This window comes from Anaerotruncus colihominis, assembly GCF_010206195.1.
In the GTDB taxonomy this organism is placed as follows: domain Bacteria; phylum Bacillota; class Clostridia; order Oscillospirales; family Ruminococcaceae; genus Anaerotruncus; species Anaerotruncus colihominis_A.
This window is the reverse complement of the sequence record NZ_VIQT01000009.1, coordinates 535621-558787: the sequence shown is the minus strand read 5'-3', so window position 1 is coordinate 558787 and position 23167 is coordinate 535621. Positions and strand designations below refer to the sequence as shown.

The window sequence follows — 23167 nt, the reverse complement described above, 5'->3', positions numbered from 1 at the left end:
AAATACGGTTACTTTTTCCTGTTCAATTTCAAGGAAATTCCTTTTTCATCGGCAGCTTTTTGGAACAGTGACGCTGCATACACGGCACGCTCTTTCACGGTTGGCAGATCAGATGCCATAAGCTGATCAACGACACTTTGCACATCGGAAAGCTCCAGCAGATTGACTGCCAGACAAAAGAGCGTTTTCCTGCGCCCGTCATTGCAGGAAGAAAGCAGATACTCCAGCAACTGCACCTTCTCCCCCTGTTCGGCATTATAGCGCTCAGCTCCGATATCCCGCAGTTTTTCCATATCGGCTTTTTGCCTCCGTGCGGTGATAAAGGAGTCGTATTCGCCAATCTTCTCGTACTTTTCGCAAGGATACTGAGGGCACTCGCAACAATACTCCATGCCCCCATGTTCCAAACTGCATCGGGCAATTTTGCAGGATTGGTTTCCATTGCCGCACCCGCCGCAATGTCCACCCAATCGCATGGTGCATAGTCCGCAGTTAAGTCCGCACAGGGAAAATAATAGATTTTTTCGGCTGAAACCCTTCACTAATCCGCCTCCTCACCCTTAAATAAGCTGCCTTATTGTAGCACAGGAGAGCGATAAAATCAACGTCACAGTCCTTGGGTGTCAATGGCATACTCGCCAGCGGCCCTGGCCTGCCGGACGCGGTAGGCCAGCAGCTCCGCCATGGCCCGTTCCTCCCGCCAATCCTCCAGCAGTTCCCAGAGGCGGCGGAGCAGCGTCACCACCCAGGACAGGGCAGTGAGGCCGATCAGGGCGAAAAAGATGCCGTCCGCCAGGGCTATGTGAGCCTGATACCAGCCGTGGAACACGGTGAGCATCAGGACTGCGTAGAGCATGGGGATGCCCAAGCGGAGCTTCACGGCCAGCCGGAACAGGATGGGCAGCAACATCAAACCAAATCCAAATATAAACAGCGTCATGTGACAGACCTCCCTTTTTCTGGTTTGTCGCATCTTACCATAGGCAGGCGGGCCTTGCAACGGTCTGTCTGCCGATTCTTTCATTCTGGAGGTGATCACCCATAGAAGTCCGCATCAACAAAGAAGTCCGGGACTACCAGGAAAGCCTGTTCTTCGGGCTGTCCCTGCGGCAGTTCCTGTTCGCCCTGCTGGCCGTACTGGTGGCGGTGGGGCTGTATTTCGGCCTGCGCAACGTGGTGGGCAGCGGGGAAATCGGCTGGATCTGCGTCCTGGCCGCCTTCCCCTTCGCCCTCTGCGGCTTTTTTACCTACAACGGCATGACCTTTGAACGCTTCCTCCTCGCCGTCATCCGCTCGGAGCTGCTGTATCCCAGAAAGCTGGTGTTCCGGGCGGAGAACCTCTACGCCCAGGCGATGGAGTATTCCGCAGTAAAGGAGGCATTGAAAATTGATTAAAACCCTGCAAAATACGCTGAAGCAGGACCGGGAGGGCTTTGTCCTCCCCAAGTCCGTGCAGGACGCCATCCCCATCCGCCGCCTGTGGCCGGATGGAATCTTCCAGTTCGGGAGCAAGTTCTCCAAAACCATCCGCTTCTCGGACATCAACTACGCCATCGCCTCGAAAGAGGACAAAACGTCCATGTTCCTGGGCTACTCGGAGCTGCTGAACGCCCTGGACACCGGCTCCACCACCAAACTGACCATCAACAACAAGCGCCTCAACCGCCAGGACTTCGAGCAGAAGATCCTCCTGCCCCGGCAGGATGACTATCTGGACGGTTACCGGGCGGAGTACAACGCCATGCTCATGGACAAGGTCACCGACTCCTCCAACAGCGTGGTGCAGGAGCGGTACATCACCCTCTCCGTCCACCGCAAGACCATTGAGGAGGCCCGCGCCTTCTTCGACCGGGTGACGGCGGACGTCACCACCCGCCTGAGCCACCTGGACGCCCACAGCGAGGAACTGGACGCGGTGGAGCGTCTCCGGGTGCTGCACGACTTCTACCGCACCGGCGAGGAAACGGAGTTCCATGTGGATCTGCGGGACCTGATGCGGAAGGGCCACAGTTTCAAAGACTCCATCTGCCCGGACAGCTTGGAGTTCAAGAAGGACTATTTTGTCATGGGGGACAAGTTTGGCCGGGTGCTGTTCCTCAAGGAGTACGCCAGCTATATCAAGGACAGCATGATTTCCGAGCTGACGGCACTGAACCGCACCATGATGCTGTCCATTGACGTGATCCCCGTCCCCACGGATGAGGCCGTCCGGGAGATGCAGAACCGGCTCCTCGGTGTTGAGACCAACGTGACCAACTGGCAGCGGCGGCAGAACAGCAACAACAATTTCTCCGCCGTTGTTCCTTACGATTTGGAACAGCAGCGGAAAGAAACCCGTGAGATGCTGGACGATCTCACCACCCGCGATCAGCGGATGATGTTCGCCGTGGTGACCCTGGTGCATCTGGCGGACAGCAAAGAGGAGTTGGACAGCGACACGGATGCCCTCCAGTCCGCCGCCCGGAAGCATCTGTGCCAGCTCTCCACCCTGAACTGGCAGCAGGCGGACGGGCTGGTGACAGCCCTTCCTCTGGGCCTGCGGCGGATCGATGCCCTGCGGACGCTGACCACCGAGGCGCTGGCCGTCCTCATGCCCTTCAAGGCCCAGGAGGTGCGGGACCAGGGCGGGGTGTATTACGGGCAAAACGTCATCAGCAAGAACCTCATCATCGCCAACCGGAAGGAACTGCTCAACGGCAACGGCTTCGTCCTGGGTGTATCCGGCTCCGGCAAGTCCTTCACCGCCAAGCGGGAGATGGTCAATCTGGCCCTCTCCACCGATGACGATATCATCGTAATCGACCCAGAAAGCGAGTACCGGCCCCTCATTGAAGGTTTGGGCGGCGAGGTGATCAATATTTCCGCCACCTCCCCCAACCACATCAACGCCATGGACATGGAGCAGGGCTACGGGGACGGCGAGAACCCTGTGGTGCTGAAATCCGAGTTCCTGCTGTCCCTGTGTGAGCAGCTCATGGGGGACCGGCTGCTGTCCGCCAAAGAGAAATCCATCATCGACCGCTGCACCGCCAGCGTCTACCACAGCTACATCAAGGGCGGCTACCAGGGGAAAGCCCCCACCCTCCAGGACTTCCACGCCGAGCTGCTCCGCCAGTCTGAGCCGGAGGCGCGGGACGTGGCCCTGGCGATAGAGCTGTTCACCGAGGGCAGCCTCAACACCTTTGCCAAGCCCACCAATGTGGACACAGACGCCCGTATCCTGTGCTACGACATCCGGGATCTGGGTAAGCAACTCTTGCCGGTGGGGATGCTGGTGGTGCTGGACAGCGTGTTTAACCGGGTCATCCGAAACCGGGCGCTGGGCAGGAACACATGGGTCTATATTGACGAGATTTATCTCCTTTTCCAGCACGAATACAGCGCAAATTTCCTGTTTACCCTGTGGAAACGTGTCAGAAAGTACGGTGCCTGCTGTACTGGTTTAACTCAGAATGTCGATGATCTGCTCCAGTCCCACACCGCCAGAACCATGCTGGCCAACAGCGAGTTCCTGGTCATGCTGAACCAGGCGGCCACCGACCGGGCGGAGCTGGCTCGGCTGCTGAACATCTCGGACAACCAGCTCTCCTACATCACCAACGTGGACTTCGGCAGGGGCCTCATCAAGTGCGGCAGCGCCATCGTGCCGTTTATGGACAATTTCCCCAAGAACCGGCTCTACCGCTTGATGACCACCAAATTATCGGAGCAGGAGACATCGTGAGAATATCGGGAACAGGGCCGTGTCTGCGGCCCTGTTCCCCGTTGTGGGAGGTGATAGATCATCGCAAAAATCAAAGAAAAACGCACAGTAAAGGGCAAATTAAAAGAGAAGGTTACGTCTACGCCGAAAGAACTTGTCCGCCGTGGGCTGGATGACGGTACGGAACGCCTGCGGGGCCAACTCCGGGAGACAGCCCAGCGGGGGCAGGCCAGCGACTACGGCGGCGGCCGAATCGAGGACACCGCCGCCCGTGGGGCCTATCAGGCGCGGCGCGGTGTGGAAGCTCTGCTGAAGAAGAAAAAGTCCGCCCAGAGCCGGAAGGAGGATGGGGAGCCGCGCACCACCGCAGACCGACCCACGCAGGAGATCCCGGCAGACTCGCCATCGCCGGAAGCCCCAGGGGAACAGCCTCCGTCCCATGAGCCGTCCCCGCAGGAGCGTCCCCGGATCAAGACAAGGGAAGCTGTTTCCGCCAGGGAGGGCGGCGCCAGTGCTGGACCATTCCCTGGGGAGCGGATGAAGCAGAGGCGGATCAAAACAAGAAAGTCCGCCTTGCATGATGATTCCCGCCCGGATACGCCGCCCGCGCCACAGGCCGGATCGGGGCCGCCCCAGGTCAGGATTCGGGAGACTGTTGTCCAGGGTATTCCCTCGGATGCGGGATCGGCCCCACGGGTGAGAGAGGAGCGACCGAATATCAAGACAAGGGATGCTGTCATCAGCAACCCCTCTGGTGACAGCACCGCTCCTCCTGCTGACCATAGGCCAGGGACGCCTGATCGGCTGTCCATCAAGACAAAGGACGCCTACATCCAGCGGCAGCCCGCAGAGGCCCCGGAACAGCCACCCCAGGCGTTTACCCAGGGGCAGCAGGGCTTTGCGAAGGAACAGGGTCGGAGGGCCGCTGTGAAACGGGCGGAGGCCCAGCGTTTGGGCAATGGCTCTGTTCCGCAGGGCAAGGGCTCTGGAAACACGGCACCCTCTGTTCCGGTGCAGCGCGGCCATGCGTCCAGCGGGCGCGGATATGCGCCAGCCCACCCTGTTCGCCAGCCGGTGAGTCCGGGGAATCCCGATACCCGGCCTGTGCAGAAAAGTGGAAAAACCATCGTCAAAACGGCACGTTCAGCACGGAAAGTGCCGGAGCGCACCGCCCGCCATGCCATAAAGACGGCGGAACGCTCCTCCAGAAAGGCCATCAAAACCACCCAGCGGACGGCGAAAACTGCCCAGCAGACGGTCAAGACGGCCCAAAAGTCTGCCCAAGCTACCGTAAAGGCCACCCAGCGGGCCGTACAGACCGCCCGTGCCACAGCAAAAGCGGCGGCGGCCACCGCCAAGGCCACGGCGAAAGCCACCGTGGCGGCGATAAAAGCGGCCATTGCGGCCATGCAGGAGTTGATCGCCGCCATCGCCGCCGGGGGCTGGGTGGTGATTGTGGTGGTGCTGGTGATCTGCATGATCGGCCTGCTCATCGCCTCGCCCTTCGGCATCTTCTTCTCGGACGGCAGCGGCTCCCCGGACGCGGCATCCCCCACTGCGGTGATCGCCCAGATTAACAGAGAGTACGCAGACAGGCTGTCCGCCCTCCAGGCCGGGGGGACTTATGACCGGGTGGAGATCCAGGGCGGCTCACCTTCCTGGGCGGATGTGTTCGCGGTGTTCGCCGCCAAGACTGCCAGCGGATCAGACGGCGTGTCTGTGGCCGTCCTGGACACGGCTACGGTGGAGAAGCTGCGGGTGGTGTTCTGGGATATGACCAAGATCACCTCTGCGGAAGCGGATGTAGAGCATCCTGCCGAGGATGAAACACCCGCCTGGACGGAGAAGGTACTGACCATCACGGTCACGCCCAGGACCCCAGATGATATGCGGGTATTTTATGCGTTCACAGGCCAGCAGAACGCCGCCCTGGACGAGCTGCTGGCAGCGGCCACCCGTGATATGTGGCACAACCTCCTCTACGGCTCCAGCGGCGAGATCGTGGCCGTGGCGCTGTCCCAGGTGGGCAACGTGGGCGGCCAGCCCTACTGGAGCTGGTACGGCTTCAACAGCCGGGTGGAGTGGTGCGCCTGCTTCGTGAGCTGGTGCGCCAACGAGTGCGGCTACATTGACGCTGGAGTGATTCCCAAGTTCGCCGGCTGCACAGGCGGCTCTAATTGGTTTAAAGACCGGGGCCAGTGGCAGGATGGCGACTATGAGCCACGTCCCGGAGACCTGATATTTTTTGACTGGAACAATAAAGGCGGCTCCGGGCCGCAGGACGATGTGCCGGACCATGTGGGCATCGTGGAGCGGGTGGAGAATGGCGTGGTCTACACCGTGGAGGGCAACTCCGGCGATAGCTGCCGCCAGCGCAGCTATAGTGTGGGCCATTATGAGATCTGGGGCTATGGCTGCCCTATTTATAACTAATTTTCAAGAGTCCGGGGAACAGGATTGTCCTGTTTCCCGGCTCTAATTTTTATGAAGTTGGAGTGAAATGTTATGGCAGTTTTTCGTGTGGAACGCACCCAGAATTACACCGTCATGAGCAATTACCACCTGCGGGATAAGACCATCTCCTTCAAGGCAAAGGGCCTGCTGTCCCTGATGCTTAGTCTCCCGGAAGATTGGGATTATACCTTGGCCGGCCTCACCCGCATCAGCCTGGAGGGCAAGGACGCTATCCGGGCCGCCGTGGTGGAGCTGGAGAAAGCCGGGTATGTCACCCGCTCCCGTGTGAGAAATGAAAAAGGTCATCTGCAAGGGACTGAGTACGTTATCCGGGAACGGCCTGTTTTTTCGGCCCAGCCTGCGTTGGAGGAACCTGCGTCGGAAAATCCAACGTTGGAGGACACAACGCAATTAAATAAAGACAAAAACAAAATAACTGATTCACAAATTACGGAATCATTTCCCTTCCCTTCATCCCTTCCCACGGCTTTTGCGTCTGTGCCAGCACAGCCATCTGAAGCGAAGGGAAGGAAGCGGAGCAGGAGCAGCGGAGTGAGTCAGGGCGAAATGGACACCTATCGGGAGATGATCCGGGAGAACATCGGCTATGACGATTTCGTGCGGGAGCATCCCTATGACGCCGCACAGTTGGACGAGATGGTGGAGCTGATGGTGGAGACGGTCTGCTCCAAAAAGAAAAATATCCGGGTGGCTGGGAACGATTTCCCCCAAGCGGTGGTGAAGTCCCGGCTACTGAAGCTGGACGGGGAACATATCCGCTTCGTGTTCGACTGCCTCCGGGAGAACACCACCCAGGTACGGAACATGAAGCAGTACCTGCTGACTGTGCTGTACAACGCCCCGGCCACCATTGAGAACCACTACGCCGCCCAGGTCAACCACGATCTCTACGGCGGAGATGGAATATGAGAACGAAACGATATTTTATATTTTAGTAGTATTTTATTTCATGTCTATATCGTTGCAAAGGTAAACCAGATGAGGTATAATAAAACCCTCCACCTTAACAGTAACCTATAAAATATAATCAAGCTATGGGGGGTGATAAGTTGCAGGAAAGCAGACTATTTAGAATTTTGTATTATCTATTGGATAAGGGACGTGCTACTGCTCCCGAATTAGCAGAAAAATTTGAAGTGTCTGTTCGCACGATTTATCGTGACGTGGACGTTATGAGTAGTGCGGGTATTCCTATCTATGTTACAACTGGAAGAAACGGCGGAATACAGTTTCTTGATGATTATGTCCTTGATAAATCCTTTTTTTCAGATAGTGAAAAGTTAGAGATATTATCTGGTTTACAAAGTCTATCAGCCGTTCAATACCCAGAGGTGGATACTATTCTGAAAAAAATCGGTGCAGTTTTTCAAACCAGATTAACGGATTGGATTGATGTGGATTTTTCACGTTGGGGTAGTGTTGCAGAAAATGAAAATAGATTGTTTAGACTACTAAAACAAGCTATATTTGAAAACCGCGAAATCACATTTGATTATTACAATTCTTCCAGGGATAGTGGCAAACGAAACGTATATCCGTACAAATTGGTATACAAGGATAAGGCATGGTATCTATACGCTTTTTGTCTGTTAAGGAATGAGAATAGGTTATTTCGTCTTTCAAGAATGAAAAATCTATTTTTAACCGAAGTACATTTTGAACGCAAAACAGATATACATCAATTTCATTCAGTTTTTCCAATGCCAGAGGAAATCGGGGAATTGATAGACTTGGAATTGGAATTTACCTTAGATGTTGGGTATCGGTTATTTGATACGCTGGACGATGCAGCCATTATAGAGCATGAGAACGGATATACTGTTAAGTTCACCCTGCCAGAAAATAATTGGCTTTATGATTTTCTTATGTCATTTGGAGACAGAGTAACAATAATTCAGCCAGAGTCTGTGCGTCAATCATTGAAAGAAAAACATGAGGCCGCAAGAAAGCACCATACAGGAGAATAAAGATATGAATATTAAGAAAGCACTTGAAACGAAAGCCGGTATAGCAAGCGGCATATATCTAAATGACATTGATATTGACCCGCTTACGATCAGGGCAATTATGATAAATGAAGTTGTCCCCGCTGATCCTGTGCAGGATTTTTATGGAGGCCCTGATGCTGATTATCTGAAAACCACTATCCCTCTTTTGCAGAGGGCGGGAGCAGAGGTTACATCCATACAAGACGCATTGCGAATGGGTATCTATATTACAAATGCTGTAAAAACGCCTAAGACAGAATATGCCATCGATAAAAGCAGCATTGAAAAGAGTTTGCCCTATTTGGAAGAGGAGCTTGCTTTATTCCCCAATATAAAGGTTATTATGCTCATGGGTGATGTTGCAAAAAAAGCCTTTAACATGATTACGAAAAAGGCAACAAAGAAAAATGCTATTCCCGCTGTTTCCACCTACAAATTGCGGAGTAGCGAAATCTATTATGAGGGCATTAGAGTTATGCCGTCTTATATAATGACAGGGGGAAACATCCTGATCGAAAAATCAAAAGTAACAATGGCAACCGAGGATATTGCAACTATGTTAGAAATAATCAAGTAAAGCCCATATAAAAATTCTGAAAGCCTGACAACCGTTGTCAGGCTTTTCTTTATATAATATAGAAAAACTTTAAGGGGTAGGGTATGAAAGCAAAAGCATTAAACCAAAACTTTGTACTTTTGATAATAGGGCAGGCTTTATCAATGTTTGGAACCGTCTTACTCAAATTTACTGTGTCTTTGTTGATACTTGATTTAACCAGCTCTGCCGCTTTATTTGGAACAATTACCGCGATAAGTTACCTACCACCTGTTTTTTTATCTCTTATCGCTGGTATTATAGCAGATCGCAATAATAAGAGAAATCTTATGATTGCTTTAGACGGCTTGTATGGTATTATGGCTGTTCTGTTAGTGCTTTCATTATCGTTTTCTAATGTACTTATTTGGATAACGATTATCATGGTGGGATTGGCAGTTGTATCTTCTTTTGAAACTCCTGTTGTACAATCAAGCATACCGCTTATTCAAGAAAAACATCACCTTATACAGTCCAATGCTATCGTAAGTCAAATAAATATGCTTGCTAATCTGATTGGGCCATTATTAGCGGGACTGCTTTATAGCGTAGTCGGAAAGACAACTTTGCAGGGTGTACGAATTATCTTTTGGGGATGTGCCATTTGCTTTTTCTCTGCCGCTATCCTTGAGGCGTTCGTAAAAATACCGAAGATCACATTGACCCCAATTAGCAACCCGTTACACGCAATAAAAAAGGACTTGGGTGAAAGCCTTTATTTCCTAACATCAAAACAAATATATGTCTTCAAGGCAATCCTCCTAAATACTGTGTTTGTTTTCTTGATACAGCCCTTAATTACAACAGGCGCACCATTCATAATTCGAGTTGTACTTAATTTAAGCTCTGTGTTAAATGGTCTGTCACAGGCTTTTATGGGAGCAGCCGGACTGATAGGCGGGATAATTGCCGGAATAATTGCTAATAAATTCAGAACGGACAAAATCTATTGGCTGTTTTGGATTATGGGCATATCCATAGCGGCTTTTGGCAGTAGTCTTTTGTTCAAATTCTCACCAAATTTGATCTATATCATATTTGTAATTATTAGCATTGTTGTTTTCATAAGTGCAAGCATAGCGGGGATTTTTATTATGTCAGCCATTCAACAGAATGTGCCTGATGATATGTTAGGTCGTATAATGTCCTTTTATTCAGCAATAGTAAGTGTTGCCCTACCCACAGGAATTTTGTTCTATGGCTTTCTATATGAAAAATTTATAAATCATCTCCCAGCTATAATGTTTTTGACCTCAGCCTCAATATTAGCCGTAGGCTATATTGGTAAAAAAGCTTATCGCCATTTGTAGAACGTCCCAATGAAAAACCATCATCTGCTCAACGGGAAATAGGAAACCGTTGTTTCGGCGGCTGGTATCTGAGTGGCTGGACAAAGTGGGTGTAAGGTTTGGTAGCTCCTGAAACGGAAAGGAGTACCAAATGAACATTCGGGAAGATGCAATTTACGGACGGCAATCGGTAGACCGCAAGGACAGTATCAGCATTGAAAGTCAAATCGAGTTTTGCAAGTACGAGCTGAGAGGAGGTAACTTCCGCCAGTACACCGACAAGGGCTATTCCGGCAAGAACACCGACCGCCCCAAATTCCAGGAGCTGATGGCCGACATCAAGCGGGGCCTGATTAAGCGGGTGGTGGTCTACAAGCTGGACAGGATCAGCCGCTCCATTCTGGACTTCGCAACCATGATGGAAACCTTTCAGGCGTACAACGTGGAGTTTGTGTCCTCCACAGAAAAGTTTGACACATCAACCCCGATGGGCCGGGCTATGCTGAACATCTGCATCGTGTTCGCCCAACTGGAACGGGAAACCATTCAGAAGCGCGTGACGGACGCTTACTATTCCCGCTGCCAGCGCGGTTTTCACATGAGCGGCGCGGCCCCGTTCGGCTTCCAACTGGAACCCACCACCATTCAGGGCATCCGCACAAAAATGATGAAGCCCGACCCGGAAACGGCGGACATCGCCCGGCTGATGTTTGAAATGTACGCCCAGCCCTCCACCTCTTTCGGGGACATCGCCCGGCACTTCGCGGACGAGGGCATCCTGATTTACGACAAGGAACTGACCCGTGGCTTTATCTCCCAAATGCTCCGCAACCCCATTTACGCCCAGGCCGACCTGGAAATGTACGAATTTTTCAAAGGCCAGGGTACGGTGGTGATCAACGAGGCGGCTGACTTCGCGGGGACAAACGGCTGTTATCTCTACCAGGGCCGGGATGTACAGGCACGGAAAAACAAACACCTGAAAGACCAGATCCTTGTGGTGGCCCCCAGCGAGGGGCTGGTATCGGCGGATGTGTGGCTCCGCTGTCGGAAAAAGCTGATGGCAAACACCACATTCCAGAACGGGCGCAAGGCGAAAAATACCTGGCTGGCCGGGAAAGTGAAGTGTGGCCGCTGTGGGTACGCCTTAATGAGCGTGGGGAACCCGTCAGGCGTTCAATACCTGCGATGCTCCAAGCGGGCGGACAACAAGAGCTGTCCGGGCTGTGGGACGCTCCGCACAAGGGAATTTGAGCAGTTTATTTACGGTGAAATGGTAAAAAAGATGGCTCAATTCCATACCCTGACAGGCAAGCGGGAAACGGTTAATCCCAAGCTCACCGCCTTAAAGGTGGAATTGGCCCATATGGAAGATGAAATCGAAAAGCTGTTGAATACCCTGACCGGGGCCAGCGCGGTTTTGATCTCCTACGCCAACACCAAGATTGAGGAATTGGACGCACAGCGGCAAACGCTGTCAAAGGAAATCGCGGCCCTGTCTGCGGAAAGTATGTCGCCGGAACAGATCGAGCGGTTATCGGTGTATCTCAACCGCTGGGAAGAAATTGACTTCGATGACAGGCGGCAAGTGGCCGACAGCCTTATTTCTCAAATCCGCGCCACGGGTGAATGTGTCGCCATTGAGTGGAAAATCTGACTTTCAACTATTCATCGCACTTGACTATGGGCTGTATGCCCTTGTCAAGAGATGGTACCAGGGACGAATCTGCGAAACAAGAAAGGTCGTATATAGCTTCGATACCTTTCGGCTCGGTTTCCTCGGTAATAGATTCGCTTGGATTTTCTGCCGGGATTTCGTCTGTCTGATGGCTTTCTTCTGTCGTGGCTTCTGTTTCTACTTTCTCTGCCGCCTCGTCCTCCGCAGGCTGCGGCATAGCCGTCTTGGCGACGGCTCTTGCCGCCCGGCTTACTCTGGTTCGGGCTTCCGGGAATACCTCCGGCAATACACCTTCTTCATAGTGGATTTCAAAGGTGATTTTTCCATCCATGTGTACGTTGAAATGGAAGTCGGTCATTTCCACCTCTTTAAGCATATCCGGTAGCTCAATGTTCTTATACCGTTTGACTTCCTCGCCGTTTACCATGAGGCAAACCGGAACTGCGTCCCTCAGTTTCGCTGTGATTTTTCCTGTTTTCATTTTATTTTCCACCTTTCATTTTTGTGCTTGGCTTGTGCCTTGCGAGTGACAGCTTACACATCACGGGTGGAAAAGCAAGGCTTTTTTGATAATAAAGTAACTTTTTTTCTGAATCTAATAGAAATAGTAAATAGGGAAAGTATTTCACTTACAGCAAGGCGGGCCAGTTTCCTGTCAACATGAGCCAGTCTGCCTTGTGTGGATTGATCCGTTATGAAAGGCTTGCTTTTTCCCATTAAGTTCAGTACACTGTCAATCTGACACAAAGCATTTCATACTGTTTCCATATTGCTTTGGTATAATAATGTGAGGAGGTGTAAAAATGGCTGTTTTATTGATTGTGGAAGATGATACTGCCACCAACGAGGCAATCTGTGAATATATGAGATCCGCAGGGCATATTACCTTGTCGGCCCTTGATGGTGAACAGGGTTTGCAGATTGCAAGGGAGAAATCGGTTGATTTAGTGGTTCTGGATATTATGCTGCCGAAGCGAACCGGTTTGGAGGTATTAAAAGAATTGCGCCAAACAAGCAACATTCCTATCTTAATGCTTACCGCCCTTGACGATGAGCCTACTCAGGCGGCCAGCTTTGATGAACAGGCGGACGACTATATCACAAAGCCCTTTTCCATGCTTTTGCTGGGAAAACGGGTGACGGCCCTGCTGCGGCGGTGTGGGAAAAGTCCGGAACTGAAACAAATTCAGATGGGCGATATTACGGTGGATTTTGGCGGCTATACTGCTTCCGGGCCGGGCGGCCCTATTGACCTGACACCAAAGGAGATCGACCTGCTGAAATTGCTGATAGAGCATAAAGGTCTGGTGCTTACACGGTCGCAGATCTTGGACGAGTTGTGGGGATATGATTACCCCATCATTGACCGCACGATTGATACCTACATTAAAAATTTACGGAAAAAGCTGAGTCTTAACCGGATTGTAACGGTAAAAGGCGTTGGCTACAAGTATGAGGAACACCCATGAGAAATTTAAAGCTCTTTACTAAAATCTTCTTATACACCTTTCTGGTAATGCTGTTTGTCACCGTGATGGCTCATGTTTTTCTCTATGTGCTTGCGCCGCAAATGACCGTAAGCACCAACCGTTTTGTGGAAGGAGCCATTATTGAGAGTGATGTGAATACTGGTATTTTGATAAAATCCGCTATCGGAAAAGCACTGCCGGTATCCCTGCTTTGCTGCGCCATCATTTCCGCTGGGTGTTCCCTGTTGTTTTCCAGAGCCATGACGAGGCCGATCAAGCAGATTGCGGTTACAACGGAAAAGATGGAAAAGCTGGATAAGGCTGCAGCCTGCGTGGTGCATACGAAGGACGAGATTGGCGAGCTGGCCGCCCGCGTCAATAAGCTGTATGCCAGCCTGCTTTCCACCATTGAAAATCTGGAGGAAGAAAAGCAAAACGTCCGTGAGGCGGAACGGTTGAAAATTGATTTCCTGCGGGCCGCCTCCCATGAGCTGAAAACGCCGGTGACTGCCCTGAACGCGATTTTGGAAAACATGATCTTAGGCATTGGAAAATACAAAGACCGGGATCGCTGTCTGTTGGAATGTAAGGAGATTACCGGGCAGCTATCCTTTATGATTAAAGAAATTTTGGATACCTCCCGGCTGGATTTTACACAGGAGAAACAGGACGCGGAAACCTTTGACCTGTCTGAGCGTCTTCCGGCAATCTGCGAGCCCTATCAGTTGATTGCGAAGGCAAAGGGACTCGACTTTTCTTTCAGCATACAGGGAAAGTGCCCTGTCCACACGTCAAAGAAAAGCCTTGAAAAGATCCTGTCTAACCTGCTCTCCAATGCGGTCGCTTACACAAAGCCGGGATGCAAGATCACCGTTATATTGAACGCCCGACAGATAAAAATAGAAAATGAGTGTACGCCCATCCCGCCGGATAAGCTGGCCCATGTATTTGAGCCGTTCTACCGCCCAGACTTTGCCAGAGATCGCAAAGATGGAGGGAATGGGCTGGGATTATATATTGTAGATACGCTTTCAAAGGCCCTTGGGATGCCCTATCAATTTGAGGCGACCAAAAACCCGCCGGGAATGTGCTTTACCCTTTATCTCCCATAAAGCGATGGCTTTTTTTATCCGTTTCATACTGGTTCCATATTGGGGTGCTATGCTGTCAGCGTTGCAACACTTATCCTATATGAAACGGAGGTCATTCTATGAACTTTATGAATCGAGCGTGGCTGTATATCGTCCGCAAGAGGGGCAAGAGTATCCTTCTTTTTGTCATCTTGCTGGTGATGGCAACCTTTGTATTGACCGCTCTGGCACTGGGGAACGCTTCGAAAGCCGCCCAGCAGGAGCTGCGGCAAAGCCTTGGCGGGAGTTTTCTCATTGGCTTTGACTACACGGAAAACAACCCCTATTTGAAGGTGGAAAGCGTGGAGGGCGGAACCCTGATGTATTCCACCCAGCAGATCAGCCCGGAGCTGGTAGAGCAAATCCGGGAAATTGAGGGGATCAAGGAGTGCAGCGCCACCGTGGAGGGGCTGGCGGCGTTCCCCTCTCTGGAACTATTTACCGGCAATATCCCCATTGAGGAAGAATTTCGCGCATCCTCAAAGATTTTAAGCACATGGAAAAGCGAGGAGCTTACCCGGTTTACTTCCGGGCAGCTTACGCTGACGCAGGGGCGGCATATCCTGCCGGACGACAAAAACAAGGGGCTGATCAGCAAGGATTTGGCTGAGAAAAACGGCCTGAAAATTGGTGACAAAATCCAGACGGACAAAGGCGTGGAGATTGAGATTGTGGGCCTGTTCTCTCCAAAAGAAATCGAAGGCATCAACGATCAGGTGACAACCTACGATAAAATACAAAACCTTATCATCACCGACCTTGCCACTTTGGTGGCTTACGAAAACGGCCCCGCAATACAGGGCTTTAACGAGCTGACGGTATCGGTGAACGACCCGCAGAACATGGAGGAAATCATTTCTAAAGTAAAGGAAATCAGCGGCGTGGACTGGAAAGGCTTTTCTTTTCTGGTTGACAACGAGGACTATGAAAACGCCGCGTCCTCTTTGGAACAGTTATCGGAGCTGGTATCCACCATTTTGATGATCGCGCTGATTGTAAGCATCGCCATCCTCTCGCTCATTCTAACCATGTGGGCCAGAACCCGCATCCATGAAACCGGCGTCCTGCTCTCGGTTGGGATCAGCAAGCTGTCCATCTTAGGGCAGTATATTGCCGAGGTTTTGCTGATTGCGATATTAGCATTTTCCCTCTCTTATTTCTCCGCCAGCGCCATTGCGGGCCAGATGGGAAACGTATTGCAATCCGGGCAGGCGGTAACGGAGGCGCAGCAGGAAGACGGCTTATCTGCCGGAACCCGTGGGGAGGCCGGAACAGATACCGGTGAGCCGGAAATCGAAACCCCGGAATTACAGGTTCGTGTACAGCTTGAGGAAATGGGCCTCCTATTCCTGCTGGGGATCGGGATTGTAACGGTATCCGCTGGAATATCCTCAATTTCCGTCATGCGGCTGAAACCGCGGGAAATTCTATCGAAAATGAGCTGAGAAAGGCGGTAACGATATGAAAAAAGTATGGAAAATGTTTTCTGTCCTCCTTTTTGTGGGATTGCTGTTCACAGGGTGTACCCCCAAGGAGAATAAATCAGACGAAACGCAGGAGCAATCCGGCTCGCCCATCATAGATTACGAGGTGCCGGATAAAGTAAAGGACTATGATTTTGACTATGAATTTGTGCCCGAAGGTGAATAGGAGGTGCCTCTATGGGAATTTTGGAACTGCAAAATCTAACATACTCTTATGACAAAAAGAGGAAGGTGCTGAGAGGGATCAATGCGCAGATGGAGGCGGGAAAAATGTATGCCATTCTCGGCCCGTCCGGGTGCGGCAAGACAACCCTTCTATCCCTGCTGGGCGGTCTGGACAGCCCCACAAGCGGGAATATCCTGTTTGAAGGGAAAGACATTGCACAGGCCGGATTGGCAGGCCATCGGAAAAAGAATGTTTCTTTTATCTTTCAGAGCTACAACCTGATTGACTATATGACCCCGCAGGAGAATGTCCGGCTGACTTCAAAGAAACCGGCACTCCCGTTTCTGGAACGGCTGGGGCTGACGAGGGAGGAATCCAAACGGAACGTGCTGAAACTCTCCGGCGGCCAGCAGCAGCGGGTAGCCATTGCAAGGGCGCTCGCAAGCGAAGCTCCGGTGATTCTGGCGGACGAGCCTACCGGCAATCTGGACGAGGATACGGCTGGGGATATTACGGAAATCTTGAAAGAAAGCGCCCATCAGATGAAGAAATGCGTGATAGTTGTTACCCACTCAGGTGAGCTGGCAAAACAGGCGGATGTGGTGTTCCGGCTGAAAAAGGGTGAATTACAGATAGAGCAAAGCGAGAAATCTTCATAACTTATTTTTCAGGGCAAGACAAGCACTTGCCAAAATGGGCCAGTCTGCCTTGTGCGGATTGGCCCATTTTGTCTAAGGAGGGAAATTGTATGTGCGGCTCTTAACCAGTTTTTAGATAGATTTATACACTCAAAAAAATTTTTTCAAAATATTTTTCAAAAACTTTCCGGTTTGCACCCTTGAGATGTGTTCTGGTTATGTGAGGAGGCGAAACAGACTAACCAGCTCAAATCTGCAAAAAAGGAGGGATGCGGCATGATGTCTCCCTCTGACGAAAAACGGATCATTGCCATGGTGGATTCCTTTACCAAGACAGTGGCCCGGAATTTCAGCAGAAATCTCAAACGGGCAAAGGCCAACGCGGAGAAGCATTACTCCGACGAGCCGGTAGACTATTGAATGGCAGCTAAAGTGAATACACTAATCAACTTTCTGTTGAAAGAGCCATGCTGGCAGCAAGGGAGTGATTGCCCTTGCTACCGCTTTTTTCACTAAAAATCCAGCAGGGATAAAAGCTAACCCTTACTGGATTTAATCGGAATCGTTTTTTTCCTGCTCAGATAACAGTTGATCCGCCAGAAAGTTGATTGTATTCAACAGTATTTCCTGATTTTTTGCATTGCATGATTGAACCTTCCTGATAAGGTTCTGCAATTTTTCATCTGAAATCGGTGTTTTTGTTGGAAACAATGTGTCTGCCGATATGCCCAGACACTCGATCAGCCTGGAAAGTGTATCGTATGTAGCATTTTTCTTACCTTTCTCCGTTTCTTGGACGGTTTTAATTGCCAAGCCAGTTTTATCTGCCAATTTTTGCTGGGTTAGATGGTTTCTTTTTCTTGCGGCACGAATTTGGCTTCCTAAAAATCGTAATTTGGTTTCCGGCATAGTAACTCACCTCAAATATATTCTATCGTGCCGGAAAGCGGAAATACATTCCCTTATAGTATGTAAAAAATACATACTTTAATATCCATTTCAGAAAATAAGAGGTTCTGCTGGAAGCATTAAAAAAACGGCTTTCACGGCAGGGCCTATTTGTGCTGCCCGCCTATGAAATGCCGAAAAGGAGTGCTATGGGCGGTTTCTTGATTTTGAGGGACAAGTTCTCAAAAAAATTGCGTTTTCCTTGTGGCATCTTTCTATCCATGAATCGGCATCAAAGTATGTATTAAATCTGTGCTTTGATAGCATATGCATAGAAATGCAGAGCGCCGGACGGTCTCTAAGACTGTCTGGCGCTCTGTTTTGTCGTTTTTGGCCGAATTTTCTGGTACACAGATGCCAATGGCTGCCCTACGTAGCGGAATACCCATGACCTCCAATCTCAAACCGCACAGCCCCGAATTTTAAGATTGGAGTACATACAAATGAATTATGACACAAAACGTAGCGGCGCATATATCCAGAGCCTTCGTATCCAACATGGGTACACCCAGGGCCAGATGGCCAAGGCACTGAATATGGATCGAAGCTATTTGAGCCGGATCGAGTCCGGGGCAAAAGGCTGTTCAGTAGATTTGTTCATACAGCTTTCCGAGTTTTTCCATATCTCCATGGACTCGCTCATCCTTGGCACGGAACGAGACAATGCACTGGAGCATAAAAGCATGGTGCAGTTAAAAAAGGAAATTGCCGAATTGATCGACCGACTGACAACACTCCAGGCCAACCTTTAAGACGGCGGGTGTGTCCAATGGTCACGGGAGTGTGTCTATCGTTCTCTATTCAGCGGAAGCCGCGCCCTTTACAATATAACCAAGGCGAAAGCCCCTGCACCTTGACAATTTCATACCAGCAGTACGGATCACCACACGGACAGACGCACAGTGCGCGCCATGACCCGGAGGGAGCGTTGCTTCCTCCGGGCCGCGATAAAGCCTGTGCGGGGCGGCTCTGGCAAAGCTGCCCGCCATCCCCTGGGTTGAAAGCAGTAGAGACCCCTGGAATGTGTCCGTGAAGGTCTGCCAAGCCTTATCCGCTACTGTTCCCTATATCTCATCGGGGGTCGAGCTGAGAATACGATGAGTACCTAAGAGAAAATGAACCAACAAGGGGAATTTTACGGATGAATTATGATAATAACAGGCAGAATGCCCATAACGAAATCGATAGGATCTTCAAAGTCCTTTTCCCCACCCGGAACATGGCGGAGCGCCCCGAACAGGCGGCGCTCTGCCACCGGATGCTGGACGCCATGCTGGAGGGCGGCATCGCCCTGTGCGACGCCGGGACGGGGATCGGCAAGACCTACGCCTACCTGGTGGCCGGGACGGTGTACAGCCGTTTCCGGACCGCCTGCGGGCTGGGAGCGAAGCCCATCCTCGTCTCCACATCCAGCATTGCCCTCCAGACCGCGGCACGGGACGAGTATCTCCCGTTGCTGTCCGATGTGCTGACGGAGGACGGCATAATCGTCCAGCCCCTCCAGGCGGTGATCCGCAAGGGGAAGTCCCACTACGTCTGCGATGCGCGGCTGGAACAGCGGCTGGGCCAGTTGGATCTTCAAAAGAAGAACTGGAAAGCCGGCGCGGCCCTGCTCTCCCTGCGGGGACAGCTTGACATGGACGAGGCGGCCCATCTCAGCGGCTATGACCGGGAGCGCGTCTGCGTCCCCCGGATTTGTGACTGCGGACGGGAAGTTTGCCGGTATCGCGCATTTTTGGAGGACTGTGACTCCGGGCGGTATCTCTTCCAGATCTGCAACCACAACCTGCTGCTGGCGGATGCCATCCACCGGGGCAGCGGGCGAAAGCCCATTTTGCCGGATGCCTGCGCCCTCATCATGGACGAGGCCCACAAGCTGCCAGAGACAGCTCGTCAGATGTTCGGGGTGACCCTGGCGGCGGAGGATATCCACGCCCTCACCCACAGCCTGCGGGGAGAACGCTTCCTGCTGGCAGCGGAAGTACTGACCGAAAGTACCAAGTCCCTGCTGCGGAAGCTGGACCGCCCGCCAGAGGGCAAACCCTTCAACCACTACCAAAAATCGCTGGCCACGCCGGAACGAAGCCTGACGGTGATCAACCGGCAGCTCCACGGCCTGCTGACACCCGCAACCCGCAGGCGGCTGAAGAACGTCTCCTCCAGCGTGGCCCTGTTCCACCAGGGCCACCCGGATATGGTGTTTTACACCGAGGAGGATACCCATGGCGGCACCATGCTGTGCGCCACCATTGCCGACCTGACCGCCCAGCTCCGTCAGACGCTCTGGCGGCAGGAGCGGCCCGCCGTCCTCACCTCTGCCACCCTGGCTGTGGGCAAGGACTTCCGGCGATTCAAGGAGGAAACGGGCCTGCTGACCGACAGCCGAGTCACGGAGTCTGTCGCCCCCTCGCCCTTCGACTACCGGCAAAACTGTCTGCTGTACTTACCCAAATTTCCGCCCAGGCAGAAAGCCGCCTACTATGACGAACTGGCGAAGGAGATCGCCGCCCTGCTGGACGCGGCCCAAGGCCATGCCCTGGCGCTGTTCACGTCCTACGCCGCCATGTCGGCGGTGAAGGAACGTCTGCCGGGCCACGGCCTGCGCTATCCGCTGTTCACCATGGGCCGCAGCGCCATCCATACCACGGAGCAGTTCAAGGCCAGCCCCGGCAGTGTGCTGCTGGCGGCGGGGGCCGCCTGGGAGGGATTCGACTTCCCCGGCGACTGTGTATCCCTGCTGATCATCCCCCGCCTGCCCTTCGCCGTGCCGGACGCTCTGAAGGAAAAGGAGCGGGAAAATCATCCCACCCTCCGACTGTTCATCAAGGCGGTGGTAGTGCCGGAGATGCAGATCAAGCTGAAGCAGGGTTTCGGGCGGGCCATTCGCACCGAAACCGACACCTGCGTGGTGGCGATCCTGGATGAGCGGGTCGCCCAGGGCAAGCGTTACAGCAAGGACGCGCTGGCCGCCCTGCCGGAGATGCCGATTACCGGCAGCTTGGAGGACGTGGCACGATTTATTCAGCAGGTGAAAGGGCCGGACTATTTCCGGGAGGCATCCGCATGATCGACACAAAGAGCGAACTGCGGTATATCCTGTTGACCCGCCTGCTGGAAAAGGCCGCCGCCGCTGGACTGCTGACTCTGGAGGAACTGTACGCCGCCAAACGGCTGGCGCGGGACAAGTACCGCCCCCAGACTGTTTGGGAATAGTGATAGCTATTCCCGCCAAGGTGTGGTAGTGTTGTCGGTACCCAGAGGAAAGGAGGCCACGCCAGATGAGCAAGAATATCACCATCATCCCGCCCAGCGAGGGCAGGCCCGATACCCTTCGGGTGGCGGCATACTGCCGTGTCAGCACGGACCTCGATGAGCAGGCATCGTCTTACGCCTCCCAGATCCGCAGCTACACCGAGTTGATCAGCCAGCATGAGGGCTGGGAGCTGGTGGACATTTACGCTGACGAAGCGGCCAGCGGCACGAAAACGGACAAGCGGGAGGACTTCAACCGGCTTCTGGCCGACTGCCGGAAGGGCAAGATCGACCGGGTGCTGGTCAAGTCCATCTCCCGCTTCTCCCGGAACACCAAGGACTGCCTTGCCGCTCTGCGGGAGCTGATGCGGCTGGGCGTGACCGTTCAGTTTGAAAAAGAGAATATTGACACCGGAACGCTCACCACAGAATTGATGGTGAGCGTTTCCGGTTCCCTGGCCCAGCAGGAGTCCATGTCCATCTCACAGAATATCCGCATGGGGTATCGCCGGAGAATGGAACGGGGTGAATTCATAGCAAGCAGCCCACCGTATGGATACCGGAACGCGGGAGGCGGACGGCTGGAGATCGTGCCGGAGGAGGCGGAAGTGATCCGCTGGGTGTTTGAATCCTATCTGAACGGACAGGGCATCGTCGCAATCGCGGAAGAAATGAACCGCAGAGGTGTTCCCAAGAAACACGGGGCGACAGCGTGGATACCGTATGCTGTCGCCTGCTGGCTGCGAAACGAAAAATACACAGGCAATACCCTATGTCAGAAAACTTTTACAACCGGATTTCCATACATCAGCGTGAAAAACCGGGGCGAAGTGGATCAGTTCTATATAGAAAACAGTCATCCCGCTATCATCAGCCAGGAAATATTCGACAAAGTGCAGGCCCTCCGAAAGAAGAAAAAAGCGCCCGCTTCTGCGCCGTCCAAATTCCCATTGACGAGGAAAATGATCTGCGGAAAGTGTGGCGCAACATTTTACCGCACGGTTGACCGGCACGGGGCAAATAATTGGGTCTGTTCAGGCCACAAAGACGGCAATAGGAATGGGAAGGGCGCCTGCCCAAACCTGTCTGTCCGGGAGAGAGATATCTACACGGCCTTTATTCGGATGTACAACAAGCTGCGGCTCCATGAGGGCATCATCCTGCGGCCCGCTCTTGACCAGATGGAGGCTCTGGAATCCGCTGTGCAGCGGGAGAATCCAGCCATGCTGGAGGTCAATCGGGCCATCGCCCAGGCTACCGAACAGAACTATAAGATCAGCAAACTCCGCGCCAGCGGTCTGCTGGACGCGGACGCCTGTGCCGCCAAGCTGGCCGCCCTGGACGCACAGCTGACCCAGCTCCGGGCCAAACGGCGGAGACTGCTGAGAAATGATGACATCAGCGAAATGGCGGATGCCCTGCGTCAGACTGTGGAAACACTTCATCAAGGGCCGGAACAGATGGATGAGTTCGATGAGGAATTGTTCAACGAGATGGTTGAGAAAATCACAGTGGATACCGACCATGTTCTGCGGTTCCGCCTGAGAGGCGGCTTTGATGTGGCTGAACCGCTCTGGAGGGAAACGAGATGAACAGAAAAATGCCATACGGTTATCGGATACAGAGCGGGATGATCGTTACCCAATCCCAGGAAGCAGCGGGAGTAAAACGGATATTTTCCCTCTACCTCGCGGGAAAAAGCCGGGATCAGATTGCGGACGCCTTAAATACGGAGGGCTACTGTTACAGTGCGGAAAGCCCCAAGTGGGATAAAAACCGAGTCAGGCAGGCGCTTGAAAATCCACGCTATATGGGAGCGCACGACTACCCAGCGATTATAGCTGATGAGACCTTCCGCATGGCACAGGCAATGAAAGAAAAAAGGACCCGCAAGCGGGGAAATCATCCAGCATTGTGCCTGACCCCAAAGCTTCACTGCGGTCATTGCGGCCACAGCCTGCGCCGGATCACAAACAACTACTGGAGAGATACCCTTCGATTCCACTGTGACGGGTGCGGCATGAGCGTCACCATTCCCGATGCGGACCTGCTGTCGGAGGTGGAGCGGCAAGCGGCGGAGTACACGCCTCCAGCGGACTCTCCGGGCTATGCTCCCTCCGAGGACTCCGTCCGCCTGACCAACGCCATCAACCGGGGTCTGGAGAAGCCGGAACACCCGGAGGAGGTGACTGCCCTGATCATGCAGGGTATCTCTGCCCGGTACGCCTGCTTCCCAACGCAGATGACCTCAACGGATATCCTTCGCCTGCTCAAGGAAAAAGACTACGATCAGGCAATCAGATATATCACCATCACCGCGGAGAACGCGGTGACAGTGACCTTCAGGTAATT

The 23167-nt window shown here is 52.7% G+C and carries 23 protein-coding genes; 19 read left to right on the top strand and 4 right to left on the bottom strand.

The features are described 5' to 3' along the window. Positions 1–8: 8 nt before the first annotated feature. Entirely contained in the window at positions 9–293 is a 285-nt protein-coding gene (locus FMM72_RS17515) for a hypothetical protein (RefSeq protein WP_289805148.1), read from the bottom strand. Between the two features lie 314 nt (positions 294–607). Continuing rightward, positions 608–940, bottom strand: coding sequence for a hypothetical protein (locus FMM72_RS06835; protein WP_162220959.1), 333 nt, complete (start codon positions 938–940; stop codon positions 608–610). 101 nt (positions 941–1041) lie between these two features. Between FMM72_RS06835 and FMM72_RS06830 the strand changes: the two genes are divergently transcribed. The 8 genes from FMM72_RS06830 to FMM72_RS06795 all read left to right on the top strand — a co-directional run bounded on the left by FMM72_RS06830 (position 1042) and on the right by FMM72_RS06795 (position 11707). Next, the gene (locus FMM72_RS06830) at positions 1042–1395 is read left to right on the top strand and encodes a PrgI family mobile element protein (protein ID WP_162221069.1); all 354 of its coding nucleotides are present in this window, start codon (positions 1042–1044) and stop codon (positions 1393–1395) included. After that, on the top strand, positions 1388–3724 hold the full coding sequence (locus FMM72_RS06825; RefSeq protein ID WP_162220958.1) for a VirB4-like conjugal transfer ATPase, CD1110 family: 2337 nt from the start codon (positions 1388–1390) through the stop codon (positions 3722–3724). The genes FMM72_RS06830 and FMM72_RS06825 overlap by 8 nt, the downstream gene beginning before the upstream one ends. Before the next feature lie 276 nt (positions 3725–4000). Further along, a complete protein-coding gene (locus tag FMM72_RS17135; protein ID WP_257432145.1) occupies positions 4001–6136 on the top strand; it encodes a CHAP domain-containing protein in 2136 nt (711 codons plus the stop codon). 72 nt (positions 6137–6208) lie between these two features. Continuing rightward, positions 6209–7087: a DUF6017 domain-containing protein gene (locus tag FMM72_RS06815; protein ID WP_162220957.1), complete on the top strand. Its 879-nt coding sequence runs from the start codon at positions 6209–6211 to the stop codon at positions 7085–7087. 140 nt (positions 7088–7227) lie between these two features. After that, the gene (locus FMM72_RS06810; RefSeq protein ID WP_162220956.1) at positions 7228–8145 is read left to right on the top strand and encodes a helix-turn-helix transcriptional regulator; all 918 of its coding nucleotides are present in this window, start codon (positions 7228–7230) and stop codon (positions 8143–8145) included. Between the two features lie 4 nt (positions 8146–8149). Next, complete coding sequence (locus FMM72_RS06805) at positions 8150–8743, top strand: uracil-DNA glycosylase family protein (RefSeq protein WP_162220955.1); 594 nt, start codon at positions 8150–8152, stop codon at positions 8741–8743. An 83-nt stretch (positions 8744–8826) separates the two neighbouring features. Continuing rightward, positions 8827–10071: an MFS transporter gene (locus FMM72_RS06800; RefSeq protein WP_162220954.1), complete on the top strand. Its 1245-nt coding sequence runs from the start codon at positions 8827–8829 to the stop codon at positions 10069–10071. Positions 10072–10201: 130 nt separating this feature from the next. Beyond that, positions 10202–11707, top strand: a complete 1506-nt coding sequence (locus FMM72_RS06795) for a recombinase family protein (protein WP_162220953.1) — start codon at positions 10202–10204, stop codon at positions 11705–11707. Between the two features lie 7 nt (positions 11708–11714). On the opposite strand, the gene FMM72_RS06790 is transcribed toward FMM72_RS06795, so the two are convergent. Continuing rightward, positions 11715–12209, bottom strand: a complete 495-nt coding sequence (locus FMM72_RS06790) for a hypothetical protein (RefSeq protein WP_162220952.1) — start codon at positions 12207–12209, stop codon at positions 11715–11717. A gap of 322 nt (positions 12210–12531) precedes the next feature. Here FMM72_RS06790 and FMM72_RS06785 point away from each other — a divergent pair, with 322 nt between their 5' ends. The 6 genes from FMM72_RS06785 to FMM72_RS06760 all read left to right on the top strand — a co-directional run bounded on the left by FMM72_RS06785 (position 12532) and on the right by FMM72_RS06760 (position 17035). Beyond that, complete coding sequence (locus tag FMM72_RS06785) at positions 12532–13197, top strand: response regulator transcription factor (protein ID WP_016215687.1); 666 nt, start codon at positions 12532–12534, stop codon at positions 13195–13197. Further along, on the top strand, positions 13194–14309 hold the full coding sequence (locus tag FMM72_RS06780; RefSeq protein ID WP_016215688.1) for a sensor histidine kinase: 1116 nt from the start codon (positions 13194–13196) through the stop codon (positions 14307–14309). Before FMM72_RS06785 ends, FMM72_RS06780 begins: the two co-directional genes overlap by 4 nt. Before the next feature lie 98 nt (positions 14310–14407). Continuing rightward, complete coding sequence (locus FMM72_RS06775; protein ID WP_016215689.1) at positions 14408–15772, top strand: ABC transporter permease; 1365 nt, start codon at positions 14408–14410, stop codon at positions 15770–15772. 16 nt (positions 15773–15788) lie between these two features. Then, the gene (locus FMM72_RS06770) at positions 15789–15977 is read left to right on the top strand and encodes a hypothetical protein (protein ID WP_016215690.1); all 189 of its coding nucleotides are present in this window, start codon (positions 15789–15791) and stop codon (positions 15975–15977) included. 11 nt (positions 15978–15988) lie between these two features. Next, the gene (locus tag FMM72_RS06765; protein ID WP_016215691.1) at positions 15989–16636 is read left to right on the top strand and encodes an ATP-binding cassette domain-containing protein; all 648 of its coding nucleotides are present in this window, start codon (positions 15989–15991) and stop codon (positions 16634–16636) included. A gap of 255 nt (positions 16637–16891) precedes the next feature. Then, a complete protein-coding gene (locus FMM72_RS06760) occupies positions 16892–17035 on the top strand; it encodes a hypothetical protein (protein WP_162220951.1) in 144 nt (47 codons plus the stop codon). A gap of 132 nt (positions 17036–17167) precedes the next feature. Here the strand turns inward: FMM72_RS06760 and FMM72_RS06755 are convergent, their stop codons facing one another. Continuing rightward, positions 17168–17524, bottom strand: coding sequence for a helix-turn-helix domain-containing protein (locus FMM72_RS06755; protein WP_162220950.1), 357 nt, complete (start codon positions 17522–17524; stop codon positions 17168–17170). Between the two features lie 482 nt (positions 17525–18006). Here FMM72_RS06755 and FMM72_RS06750 point away from each other — a divergent pair, with 482 nt between their 5' ends. From FMM72_RS06750 to FMM72_RS06730, 5 genes are all read left to right on the top strand, one after another. After that, positions 18007–18315 (top strand): helix-turn-helix domain-containing protein, encoded by a 309-nt coding sequence (locus tag FMM72_RS06750; RefSeq protein WP_162220949.1) that lies wholly within the window; start codon positions 18007–18009, stop codon positions 18313–18315. A 389-nt stretch (positions 18316–18704) separates the two neighbouring features. After that, entirely contained in the window at positions 18705–20630 is a 1926-nt protein-coding gene (locus FMM72_RS06745; RefSeq protein ID WP_162220948.1) for an ATP-dependent DNA helicase, read from the top strand. Beyond that, positions 20627–20776, top strand: coding sequence for a hypothetical protein (locus FMM72_RS06740; RefSeq protein WP_162220694.1), 150 nt, complete (start codon positions 20627–20629; stop codon positions 20774–20776). The genes FMM72_RS06745 and FMM72_RS06740 overlap by 4 nt, the downstream gene beginning before the upstream one ends. Positions 20777–20841: 65 nt before the next feature. After that, on the top strand, positions 20842–22407 hold the full coding sequence (locus tag FMM72_RS06735) for a recombinase family protein (protein ID WP_162220947.1): 1566 nt from the start codon (positions 20842–20844) through the stop codon (positions 22405–22407). Further along, positions 22404–23165, top strand: a complete 762-nt coding sequence (locus FMM72_RS06730; RefSeq protein ID WP_162220946.1) for a recombinase family protein — start codon at positions 22404–22406, stop codon at positions 23163–23165. Before FMM72_RS06735 ends, FMM72_RS06730 begins: the two co-directional genes overlap by 4 nt. The last annotated feature ends 2 nt before the right edge of the window (positions 23166–23167 follow it).